The 11,596-nt window shown below is 61.7% G+C and carries 9 protein-coding genes; 5 read left to right on the forward strand and 4 right to left on the reverse strand.

Translation table 11 applies throughout. The features are described from left to right. Positions 1 to 28 precede the first annotated feature (28 nt). The gene (locus tag D6858_RS03740; RefSeq protein ID WP_120107310.1) at positions 29 to 718 is read right to left on the reverse strand and encodes an alternative oxidase; all 690 of its coding nucleotides are present in this window, start codon (positions 716 to 718) and stop codon (positions 29 to 31) included. Between the two features lie 98 nt (positions 719 to 816). On the opposite strand from D6858_RS03740, the gene D6858_RS03745 reads away from it, so the two are divergent. Together D6858_RS03745 and fixJ are read left to right on the forward strand one after the other, a co-directional pair. After that, on the forward strand, positions 817 to 2,349 hold the full coding sequence (locus D6858_RS03745; RefSeq protein WP_240623680.1) for a two-component system sensor histidine kinase NtrB: 1,533 nt from the start codon (positions 817 to 819) through the stop codon (positions 2,347 to 2,349). Further along, the gene (fixJ, locus tag D6858_RS03750; protein WP_240623681.1) at positions 2,339 to 2,962 is read left to right on the forward strand and encodes a response regulator FixJ; all 624 of its coding nucleotides are present in this window, start codon (positions 2,339 to 2,341) and stop codon (positions 2,960 to 2,962) included. Before D6858_RS03745 ends, fixJ begins: the two co-directional genes overlap by 11 nt. Positions 2,963 to 3,269: 307 nt before the next feature. Here fixJ and D6858_RS03755 read toward each other — a convergent pair whose 3' ends face one another. From D6858_RS03755 to D6858_RS03765, 3 genes are read right to left on the reverse strand one after another with little or no spacing between them, the layout of a single operon-like run. Next, complete coding sequence (locus tag D6858_RS03755) at positions 3,270 to 6,338, reverse strand: efflux RND transporter permease subunit (RefSeq protein WP_120107314.1); 3,069 nt, start codon at positions 6,336 to 6,338, stop codon at positions 3,270 to 3,272. A 4-nt stretch (positions 6,339 to 6,342) separates the two neighbouring features. After that, the gene (locus D6858_RS03760; RefSeq protein WP_120107316.1) at positions 6,343 to 7,416 is read right to left on the reverse strand and encodes an efflux RND transporter periplasmic adaptor subunit; all 1,074 of its coding nucleotides are present in this window, start codon (positions 7,414 to 7,416) and stop codon (positions 6,343 to 6,345) included. Continuing rightward, on the reverse strand, positions 7,413 to 8,753 hold the full coding sequence (locus tag D6858_RS03765; RefSeq protein ID WP_240623682.1) for a TolC family protein: 1,341 nt from the start codon (positions 8,751 to 8,753) through the stop codon (positions 7,413 to 7,415). Before D6858_RS03765 ends, D6858_RS03760 begins: the two co-directional genes overlap by 4 nt. A 245-nt stretch (positions 8,754 to 8,998) precedes the next feature. Here D6858_RS03765 and D6858_RS03770 point away from each other — a divergent pair, with 245 nt between their 5' ends. Genes D6858_RS03770 through D6858_RS03780 form a run of 3 tightly spaced genes read left to right on the forward strand, consistent with a single transcriptional unit; the run spans position 8,999 to position 11,477 of the window. Further along, positions 8,999 to 9,397 (forward strand): PepSY domain-containing protein, encoded by a 399-nt coding sequence (locus tag D6858_RS03770; RefSeq protein WP_120107320.1) that lies wholly within the window; start codon positions 8,999 to 9,001, stop codon positions 9,395 to 9,397. 60 nt (positions 9,398 to 9,457) lie between these two features. Beyond that, positions 9,458 to 10,132 carry a winged helix-turn-helix domain-containing protein gene (locus tag D6858_RS03775; protein WP_120107322.1) on the forward strand — a complete coding sequence of 225 codons (675 nt, stop codon included), beginning with the start codon at positions 9,458 to 9,460 and terminating at the stop codon, positions 10,130 to 10,132. Beyond that, positions 10,125 to 11,477, forward strand: a complete 1,353-nt coding sequence (locus D6858_RS03780) for an ATP-binding protein (RefSeq protein ID WP_165859622.1) — start codon at positions 10,125 to 10,127, stop codon at positions 11,475 to 11,477. The genes D6858_RS03775 and D6858_RS03780 overlap by 8 nt, the downstream gene beginning before the upstream one ends. The last annotated feature ends 119 nt before the right edge of the window (positions 11,478 to 11,596 follow it).

An 11,596-nucleotide genomic window follows, 5' to 3' on the forward strand; every position in this document is an offset into this window, starting at 1 on the left:
TCCGTTCCTCCTTGCCCGCGGCCTTCGATCAGGCCGCCTTCTTCCAGTTGGGTTCGAGTGCGGCGTGCGGCGGGCATTCGGCCACACGACCAACCGGCAGGCCGGCGATTTCGTTGGCGAAGCCGTGGTTCACGTCGCGGTGGTGAGCCTCGTCGGCCCGGACCACCAGAACGACGTCGCGCAGCGTCGCATCGTCGGGCAGGCCCCAGTACCGCCTTGCGATCTCGGGAGCCGGCACGTTCGCGCTGCGGCCCTCGTCGATTTCGGCGAGGTAGTGGGTGTAGCTGATCACCGCCTCTTCCTCGAAGTAGCCGACCACGCGGTGCGCGGTCTTGCTGCTGACGAGGTAGAGTCCGAAGAAGAACAGGTAGAACACCCACTGGACGCCGATGATCACCGCCCGCTCGAACAGCGTAGGCTTGGAGATCTCGATGAAGGTCATCAGGTGCATGCGCTCATTCTCGGCTTCGTCCATGAGCGTCTTGATCCAGCCCTTGTCGTCGCACATGCGGCGCAGGCAGGCGAGGTGGTTGATCGTCGCTCCCACCATTCCGGGTACGGCAGCTACCGTTTCGAGCACGACGGCACGGTGGCCATAACGCTCGGCAAAGAAGGTATCGGCGCACCAGCGAAGGGCCTTGGTGAAGCCGAACGCGATCCGGTCCGACAGCCCGCGAGGGTTGTGATGAACGCCCAGATCGATGAAGGGTGCAGTCATTGAAACTTCTCCGCTTGGCGGCACGTTGAACTGGAAGCGCCGCTGCTGGAGACGATCTAGGCTGATGAACGGAAACGCGAAATTTGGATGATCACCCTATGGAGAGCGCCCTAAGGGCCTTACCGGAGGCACCGTCGGCCAGTTTCATGAGCCGGTTCCTGCCGCGCCTGTCGTTTGCCGCCGCGCTGTTGCTGGCGCTTGCGGCAATCGGCGCCGGCGCGGGGATCCGGCTGCTTTTCGCCGAGGAACTGGCGCAGCGCGCCACCTTCATTTTCTTCGTGCCGGGGGTGGTGGTCGCCAGTGCCTTGTCGGGGCTGCGCGCTGGCGCGGTCGCAGCGGTTGCAGGTGCCGCCGCAGGCCTGTGGTGCGACGTCCTGGCAGGACCGGTGACGCAGGGCAGTTACATCGCGGCGGCCGCGTTCGTGGTCATCGGCGTTTCGGTCGCCTTCGGGGGCGAGTGGTTCCAGAGAGCGAGGGTCGAAACCGAGGCATCGGCGACGATCCTGGCGCGCCGGGAAGCTCACTTGCAGTCGATCCTCGACACCGTGCCCGATGCCATGGTCGTGATCGACGAGGCGGGCGCGATCCGAGAGTTCAGCCCGGCTGCCGAGCGGATGTTCGGCTGGACCGCCCGGGAAGTCGCCGGCCGCAATGTCAATCTGCTGATGCCAGAGCCCTATCGCAGCGCCCACGACGGCTATCTCGCGAGGTACTATCAGACGGGCGAAAAGCGGATAATCGGCAAGGGCCGCGTGGTCGTGGGCGCGCGCAAGGACGGCTCCACATTCCCGATCGAGCTCGCTGTTGGCGAAATGTCCGCTAGCGGGCAGCGCTACTTCACCGGCTTCATCCGCGACCTGACCGAACGGCAGCAGGCCGAAGCGAGGTTGCAGGAACTGCAGACCGAGCTGGTCCATATCTCGCGCCTGACCGCCTTGGGAGAAATGGCTTCTGCGCTCGCGCACGAAATCAACCAGCCGCTCTCCGCTATCGCAAACTACCTGAAGGGTACACGCATCCTGCTGGGGCGGGACGAAGTTCCGCACGATCGCGTGGCGGAGGCGGTGGAGAGGGCCGCGACCGAAGCCCTGCGTGCCGGGGAGATCATCCGCCGCTTGCGGGATTTCGTAGCGCGGGGCGAGACCGAGCGGACTATCGAAAGCCTGCCCAAGCTGGTCGAAGAGGCGAGCGCGCTCGCCCTTGTAGGGGCCAAGGAGCACGGCATCCGCGTGCGATACGATTTCAGTCCGGCAATCGATCTCGTTCTGGCCGACAAGGTGCAGATCCAGCAGGTCGTGCTCAACCTCGTGCGCAACGCGGTGGACGCGATCGCGGAATCGGACACGGATCGCCGCGACTTGGCCATTGCGATCGAACCGGCCGATGAAGCGATGGCTCTTGTCCGGGTGATCGACACCGGACTGGGGATCGACCCGGAGGTGGCCGAGAAGCTGTTCCAGCCCTTCATCACGACCAAGCGAACCGGCATGGGCGTGGGGCTCTCGATCTCCCGCACGATCGTCGAAGCGCATGGCGGGCGGATCTGGGGACAGGAGGCGCCGGATGGCGGCGCCGAATTCGGCTTTACTTTACAGGCAGTTGCAGACGAGGATCTCTACGATGGAGAATGATGTGGCGCAGGACGCGATCGTTTACGTGATCGATGATGACGAAAGCGCGCGTCAATCGCTGGAATTCCTGCTGGACGTCGTTGGGATCCGGGTTCGCTCGTTCTCGTCTGCCGACGCGTTCGTGAAGTCTGCCCCCCCGCTCGCAGGGGCCTGCATCGTCACCGACGTGCGGATGCCCGGCATGAGCGGGATCGAACTCGCCGCCAGGATGTCCGAGGGAGATGCCGGGCCCCCGGTGGTTGTCATCACCGGCCATGCCGATGTTCCGCTCGCGATCCAGGCAATGAAAGCCGGTGCCGCAGACTTCATCGAAAAGCCCTTCGACGACGAGGCGATTCTTTCGGCTATCCGAACCGCACTGGCGCGACGGAGCGAAGAGGAGGAAGGGCAGTCACAGCGACGCGAGGTCGTGGCCCGCATAGAGACCCTGTCCCGCAGGGAGCGCGAAGTCGTCGACGGCCTGGTCGAAGGCAAGGCCAACAAGGTCATCGCCATCGACCTCAACATTAGCCCACGAACGGTCGAGGTCTACCGCGCCAACGCGATGATGAAAATGCAGGCGAAGACGCTGTCCGACCTCGTGAGGATGATGACCATCGCGACGATCATCTGATGGGACCCCTTGCCGATTTGCATAGTCGGCTTCAGCTCGATGCTGCCCAAAAGCTGACGGTCAGCAAGCGCCCAGTTCCAGACCTCAGAAAGGTACCTCGGGAGCTAATGCGGGCCCGGATGCGAGCCTCGACACCAAGCGATTCAGAATCTTTGTTATACGTCAATTGTTTGGGCGAACATCACGATAGCTTTTTTGGGACTCAAAATTGATTCTTTCGGCTTTCATTCTGGGCGTGATCACGGTCCATTCTTGCTTCCATCAAGAGACATTCAGGCCCGATTGCAAATCAGCTGGAAGGTGTCCGTCACCGAATTCCAGCTTGGCCTTCTTGCTCGATCTTCTCACTTCTCATCGCCAGCATTGCAGGCAGGAAGAGCAGAACTAGCGGGACAGCCGCCAACAGGCCAAAGATGATCGAAGTTGCCAGCGGTTGTTGCAATCCCGCGCCGCGGCTGAAGCCGATAGCCAGCGGGAGCAGGGTAAGGATCGCAATCAGAGCTGACATTAGGATTGGTCTCAACCGCTTAACTCCTGCTTCGCGCAAATCTGCGAGGCCGATTTTTTGGTTTTCTGGCAGTTCGGCGAGGTAGAAGATGATGAGTTCGCTCACCATGCCCACCACCATCGTCAGACCCATCAGCGCCGAGATATTGAGTTCAATGCCTGTGATCCACAAGCCAAGCAGACTGGACGATGCCACCAGCAGGATCGTAGTGACGGCAGCAAGTCCCCAATAGAAACGGCCATAAAGGATTGTGACCAGCAGCAGGGTCAGCAGGATCGCTGCTGAGAACACCATGGCGAGGTCTGAAAAGCTCTGCTGTTGCTGGCTGTAGAGGCCGCCATATTCCACGCGGATACCCGCCGGCAGGTTGAGCGCCTGCACCTTGCCTTGAACCTCGCTCATGGCCGCGCCCAGGCTTCGCCCTTCGAGCCGTGCGGTCACACCGATGAACGGGGCGAGTTGTTCGCGCGTCAGTTGTTTTGCACCGCCTACCACTTCGACCGTAGCGACTTGTGCCAGCCTGACCGAATGCCCGTCCGGCGCGCGCAGAACCATGTCCTGAACCTGCGCGATATGCTGACGCAGGTCTTCCGGCCCACGCACTCGCACCCCGACAAGCTGCTCACCGTCGCGGATCTGCGTGGCGACGGTTCCGTCGATCAAAGCCGATAGCTGGTCCGATATGGCTTGCGGGTCCAGCCCCGCCTGCACCGCTGCGCCGCGATCCACCCGTACGGTGATATCGCTGCCCGCGACACGCAGGCCATCGACCACTTCGACCACACCCTGAATGCCTGACAATGTACTGCCGACTTGCTTCGCAGCAGCTTCGAGTTCGGCTTCATCGTTGGAGAACAGCTTAACCTCAATCGGTTGCGGAACGGCGGTCAGATCGCCGATCAGGTCTTCCATTAGCTGCGCAGTTTCGACTTCCAGCGCCGGAACCTGTTGTGCCACCTTGTCGCGAATTTCGCTCATCACCGCTTCGATATTGCGGCGACTGCCACCGTTCAGGCGGACGAAGTAATCGCCCTCCGATGCTTCCGTCAGCCCGCCGCCAAGCTGAATGCCCGTGCGCCGCGAATAGCTGGCCACTTCGGGCGTGGAGGAGATGATCGTTTCGACCTGCCGCAGCATCTGGTCGGTATCGTCCAGCGCGGTTCCCGGCGGCGCACGATAGTCGAGAATGAAGCCGCCTTCGTCCATTGCGGGCATGAAGCCGGAGGGCACGTGCGACCATGAGAGATAACCGAGCACCCCCAGCACGCCGCCCACCAGCAGCACGAATAGGCCGGGACGCGCCAGTGCCGTGCCGCCCGAACGGTCATAGGCGCGGATAAGCGGGTTCATGACCTTTTCGCCCTTTTCCACCTGCTCGGCGTCCTTCTCCGTCAGCCAGCGCGCGGCCAGCAGCGGGATGGCGAAACGGGCGTAAAGCAGCGATACGACAAGGCAGGCGACCATCGTGATCGCCAGCGATTTGAAGAAACCGCCGGTCACGCCGCTGACGAAGGCGAGCGGGATGAAAACAACGATTGTCGCGAATGTCGAGCCGAGCAACGGGCGGCCCATTTCCGCCGCCGCACCCAGCAGATGCTGCTCAGCGGTTGAGTTCTTCTCCTGCATCCGGCGCATCATGTGTTCCAGCACCACGACCGCATCGTCGATCACCAGACCGACTGCCGCCGCCATGCCGCCCAGCGTCATCATGTTGAAGCCAAGTCCCAGCAGTTCCAGCGCAACGCAGGCGGCCGCCAGCACGGCAGGCAGCAGCAGGCCGGTCAGGACCATCAACCGCCATGATCGCAGGAACACGAACAGCACCAGACCCGCCAACAGCGCCCCGATCAGAATTGCATCGCGCACAGCATTGGCTGCGCCAGAGACCAGTTCGGACTGGTCGTAAAACGGCGTGACCTTGACCGAAGAGGGGAGGCCCGACTGGTCCAGCCTCTGTTGCACGTCCTTGACGATTTTAACGGTATCGCCTTGCAAGGCCTGCCGCACATTCAGCAGCACCGCGCTCTGCCCGCCGCTGTTGACCAGCGTGTAGCTCGGTTCGAGCGCGCTGGAGATATCGGCAATATCGCCCAGTCGCACGACGCCCGGCCCTGACTGCCCTCCCACAGTGACGGGCGTATCCTCCAGATCGGCGATTGAGGTGAGCCGGTCATCTACCAGCACAAGGAACAGCTGATGCTGATCGGTCAGGCGACCCACGCCATTGACTGCATTCTGCGCGGCGAGAGATTTGCTGACATCGTCCAGCGTCAGGCCCAGAGCACCGAGGCGTGCCGGATCGAGATTGACGGCAAATTCACGCGGGGAAGACCCAAGGATATCGACCCCAGCCACTCCATCGACCGAGATCAGCGACGGAAGCAATTTCAGTTCGGCAAGCTGGCGCAAATCGGCGGGCGACAGACTGTCCGACGTCAGCGCAATGCCATAGACCGGGAAGATAGTGGGATCGGATCGCCGAACATTAAACCGCGCCCCTTGCGGCAGGTCGGGCAGGATGGAGGCCAGCGCCGCTTCCGTTTCCAGCGTGGCGGCGACCATGTCCTGCCCCCAGGCGAAATCCACCGCCACTTCGGCCGAGCCGCGACTTGTGGTGGAGCGCACACTTTTGGCGCCGGGAACGGCTCGCAAGGCAATTTCCACCGGGCGTGTGATCGAAGCGGCCATGGTTGCCGCATCGCGTTCGCCTGCATCGACCGACACGACAACGCGCGGATAATCGATAAAGGGGAACAGGCTGACCGGCAGTCGCCAGCCTGCCATTGCACCTGCAATGGTGAGCAAGGCCACGGCCAGCAGAATCGCGGAACCATGCTTGCTAATCGAGGAGCGGGCAGTCTTCGCCATCCGGTCAGTTTCCCGATGCGGTCGGGGAACGCGTTGGTGTGGGCGAAGGTTTCGCCGTTGTGACCTTCACCCCATCGCTGACCCCTGCCGCGCCTTGCACGACCACCACATCGCCCAATGCAATCCCGCTCGTTATACCGACATTGTCGCCATCACGCGCGGCAATGGTCACGTCCACGCGCTTGGCGACGCCATTACTGACGGTAAAGACGTAGGGCTGGCCGGCATCGTCAAGCAGCGCGGCGTAGGGGATCAGGATCGCATTGGGGTCGCTCGACACGACTATCTCCCCGCGCAGGGGTTCGCCTGGAGCGATCTCGGTTTGCGCCGGTATCGTGGCAAAGACCGAGGCAAGCCGGGTTGTCGGATCGACGACGGGATCAACAGCATTGACGCGAACAGAGAAATCAGCGCTCCCCTCGGAACCCAGGATGCGGATCGTGTCGCCTACCCGAACCTGTCGCGCGAGCACCGGGTCGATGCCGAACTGGCCGCGAACATCGGAATCGGCAGTGAGGCGCGCAACCGCAGTGCCCGCGCTCACCAGATCGCCGGTAGAATAATCAAGTTGGGTCACCGAACCGCCAATCGGCGCGCGCAGCGTAGTGCTCTGACCGCGCAGGCTGCGGACCGTGGCATTGGCCGACGTTGCGCTGGCCTGCGCCAGCTCAACATCAGCATCGCTCATCAAGCCGTCAGCGCGCAGGCGTCTGGCACGCGCGAGCGCTTCATTGGCCTGATTGGCGGTCGCGGTGGCCTGCGCGATACTAGCCAGGGTTTGCGGGCTGGGGCGCAGGCCGACAACCGGTGCGCCGCGCCGGACATAGGAACCGAACGGGGCGTAAATGCGGTCGACAATGGCATCGACCGGCGCGATCAAAGCGCGCTGTCCGGCGGCATCGGCAGACACGGTGCCGTATACGGTCACGGTCTGCGCAAGATTGCCCAATTGCGCCGTTGCCGTTTCCACCGACACTACCGGATCGGCTTGCTGTGCAGGCTGCGATTGAGAACATCCCGCAACTGCCAGCGCCATGGCCGCAAGCATCGTTCGGGTTGAAAGGTTTTTGACGGTCATGGGCGGTTCCAGTTCTGCCAGGGAATCCCGCTGGCGAGTTCCAGGGCGATATATTGTTCGGCAAGGCTCTGCTGCACGCTGGCAAGCAGCAATTGCTTGTCCCGCAGCGACTGACGGGCTGTCATGGCGGTGGCGAGTGGCAAATCGCCGCGCCCCGCCGCTCTCGCCGTAGCATCTGAGAATTGCTGGAGCGGTTCGATCTCGGCGGCGAGCCGCGCTTCCTCTCTGTGCAGGTCAGAGATCAGCGCCAACGACTGCGCCAGATCGGCGCGCACCGCAAACAGGCGCGCCTCATACTCGGCGCGCAATGCCTCCCGCGTAGCCCGCTCGATGGCGATCTGCCCACGGTTGCGGTTCCACAGCGGCAGGGTGAAGTCCAGCAGCGCGCCGATAATTCCATTGTCGCTGGAATCGCGCGTGACGCTGAAACCCAGATTGAGGGCCGGAAACTGGTTGATAATGGCCTGCCGCACATTGGCCTCTTGCGAGGCATAGCCAGCGCGCAGCGCGGCAAGGTCAAGTCGCTCTGTTATCGCAGCATCGGTCATGTCGAGCAGAGCCGGAACCGCCGGCGCATCGGCGGGAACCGCAAGTGTCACCGCAAAATCAGGTGGAACGCCCAATTGCCGCCGCAAATCCTGCTGCGCCCCGGTCAGATCAATCTGCGCGGTATAGGCTCTGTCCGCCGCATCCAGTGCGGCAATTCGCGCCGCCTGCAGCTGGTCTGGCGGAATGTCACCGCGCCCCGCAGCTCGCAGAGTTCTTTGCAGCAGATCCTCCGCATCGGCGCGATTGGCCTCCGCCAGCTCCGCAATCCGTTGCAGATAGGAAACCCGCACGCCCAACAGGCGCACTTGCTCCACCACCTGCCATTCCGCCCATGCCAGGTCGAGCCGAACCTGATTGACTCCTTCCTGCGCCGAATCCACCCGTGCGCCCCGACTGCGCAGGCTGTTGATGTCCTGCGCGATCTGTGCCGCAATCGTACCGGAAAGCGCTGTGGGCGGGCCGGAAATCACCCGGTCTGCCGAAAGGCCGACAGAGGGATCGGGGATCAACCGCGCATCCAGCAATTGCGCTTCTGCTACGCCCGTCCTTTTGCGCAAGGCGATCAGGTCAGGATTATAGAGCAGTGCAATAAGGCCCAGCGCATCGCGATCCAGCGGCTGCGACACATCGACTGGCTTGCCCGCCAGAAACGGGCGCTCGATCAGTGCGGCGTCCTGCACAAGACCCTCTGGCGCCGATGCGAGAACAGCGGCCTGGGTGTCGAGTGGCTGCGGTTGATAGCTCGCGCAGGCAGACAGCGAGCCGAGGGCGGCTAGGGATACAAGCACGCCGCATTTTTTCAGCATTGCATTGCGCCGCTCCAAACTTTCCCTCCATCAGCTTGCCCAAGGCATTAAGGGCAGATGCACTTGTCGGTCCAGCCCGCTCCCCAACCTTACCGAATTGTATGTTTCGCGCAGCAGCCGCCAATCTATTCTTACAAAATTGTATTCGGAGCGAATGCCTGCTGCAATCTGGACATCGCCATAAGGAGCTCACGGTCCATTCACGGATCGAGTGAAGGAGCTGAAAAATGAAGACTATGACGACCAAGAACAAGCTATTGGCTGCTGTGCTGAGTGTCGCGGCACTCGGCGGTCTCGGCGCAGCGGGCATCGCCAATGCTGAAAGTCTCGGTACAAAGGGCGCAGACACCGAACAGACCGAAGCACAGGAAGATGCCGATGAAGCGCGGATGCTCGCCAGCGCGACAATCACGGCCAGCGATGCTGCGCGGATCGCAGCGGAACACACCGGCCTGAAGGTTGCCGAAGTCGAGCTTGACGATGAAGCGGCTACGCCCGCCTGGGAAGTCAGCGTCGGCTCGGGCGCGGATGAGCAGGAAGTGAAGATCGACGGCACATCCGGCAAGGTACTCTCCGTCCAGGCGGACGATGAGGGCAATGAAAATGGCGAACAGGACGAGGACTGATCGCACAGGAAAGCGGCGGGTTGCGACCCGCCGCTTCTTATCTGCTAAAGCCAGACGGATATGAAAATACTTGTAGCCGAAGACGACAATGAAACCGCTCAGTTCGTTGTCAAGGGCTTGCGCGAGCTGGGCCATGTCGTCGATGTGACCGGCGAAGGAAGAGAAGCCTTCCTGATGGCGGGCAGCGAACCATACGATGTACTGGTGCTCGACCGGATGCTGCCGGGAATGGACGGCCTTGCCATTATCCGTGGTTTGCGGTCGATGGAGAACACGACGCCGGCACTGTTCCTGACCGCGCTGGATGGCGTGTCGGACCGGGTCGATGGCCTCGAAGCTGGCGGAGACGACTACCTCGTCAAACCCTTTGCCTTTTCAGAGCTTGCGGCACGGGTGATGGCACTAGGCCGGAGACCGCGTCAGACCGCCCATACCCCGACCGAACTGGCAGCGGGTGATCTTAAAATGGACCTGCTCGCCCGCACGGTCACCCGCGATAGCAAGCCGATCACCCTTCAACCGCAGGAGTTTCGCCTGCTGGAGTTCCTGCTCAACAACGCAGGCCAGATCGTAACCCGCACCATGCTGCTGGAAGGTGTGTGGGGTTTCCATTTCGATCCGGCAACCAGCATCGTCGAGACCCATATCAGCCGTCTGCGGTCTAAGCTGGACGATGGGTTCGACCAGTCCGCTATCCGCACGGTCCGCGGCGCGGGATATATCATCGATGGGTGACACGGGATTCTGGCGCTCTGGTGCGTTTCGCACTGCAATGCTTTCTGGCGTGCTCTTCGTCGGGCTGACGGTGGTGCTTCTGGCGCTTGTCTACGAAGTCGCCACATCGACAATAGAACATCAGATTTCTGCTTCGGTGGAAGCGCGCGCACGCACACTTGAGCAAGCGCTGGAGGAGGATGACGATACAGGGGAGCTATCGAATATTGTCCCCGCACAGGAAGAACTCTTTCGCTATGTCGAAAATGCCGAAGGCAAGGCGCTGATCGCCGATCTTGTACCCCGGCAACATATCATCGGCGCCGAAGTCCTTTCAACGGAGCAGGTCCAAAGCGGCTTTGTCGATGGTGGGCAACTCGACGATTCCGGTATCATCGGCTTTGGCATGACAGGACGCGACGGCGGCTATGTCTTTGTCGGTCAGGAGGATGAGCAGGTCAGCGAACTGCGTGAAGCCTTGTTGCAGGCAGGGCTGGTCGCGACGGGCCTTGCGGTCCTGCTCTCATTCTTGCTGGGCTGGTGGATCGCCCTGCGCAACTTCCGCCGGATTGAGGGGCTGAACACCGTCGCAGCCAAAGTCATGGGCGGCGATATGGCACAGCGTATGCCGGTCAGCGCGACACGGGACGAGATCGACCTACTGTCCGCGCAATTGAACCGTATGCTGGGGCAGCTGGAAAACGTGATGGGGGCGATCCGTCAGGTCACCAATGACATCGCGCATGATATGCGGACCCCGCTGGGACGTCTGCAGCGCAAGCTGGAACAGGCTCAGATTGCGGATGATCCTGCTGCTGCCAACGCCCTTGTAGACAGCGCCCTCGATGAATCGCGGACCATGCTCGACATGTTCGGCTCCATGCTGCGGATAGCCCAGATCGAAGGCGGCGGTTTGCAGAAGCATTTTGTGCGTTTCGACCTTTCAGCCATGCTGGCGGACCTTGCCGATACCTATCGCCCCGCCATGGCCGATGGTGGCCGAGAGCTTGTAGCGAATATTCAGCCAGACATAGAAGTGTTCGGCGATCGCGCGCTGGTGCAGCAGTTGTTCTCCAACCTCATTGACAATGCGGTGGTCCACACCCCTCGCGGAACAATCGTGCGCGTAACCCTGGAAGGACGCGGCAATGATTGGATAGCCAAGGTCACTGACAGTGGCCCCGGCATCGATCCGGAGCATCGACCCTATATTTTTGACCGTTTTTATCGAGCCGACGCATCCCGAACCACACGCGGCAGCGGCCTTGGTCTTGCATTGGTAAAAGCCGTCGCTGAAGCGCATGTGTGGAGCATCACGATTGCCAACGAAGCCGGTTTGGCATTGGAGATACGTCCAGCAAAATAGTCAAATGAGCTGCATGTCGAGTTCGGGTCGCTCGACAGGCTTCTGTTTTCAATATCTTGCCGGAAGGAGGCAATCTGTTTGCAGCCCAAAGTCAGTCATTGAGCCGACAGGCTCGAAAT

The organism is Tsuneonella suprasediminis (assembly GCF_003605755.1).
GTDB classification, from domain to species: Bacteria; Pseudomonadota; Alphaproteobacteria; order Sphingomonadales; family Sphingomonadaceae; genus Tsuneonella; species Tsuneonella suprasediminis.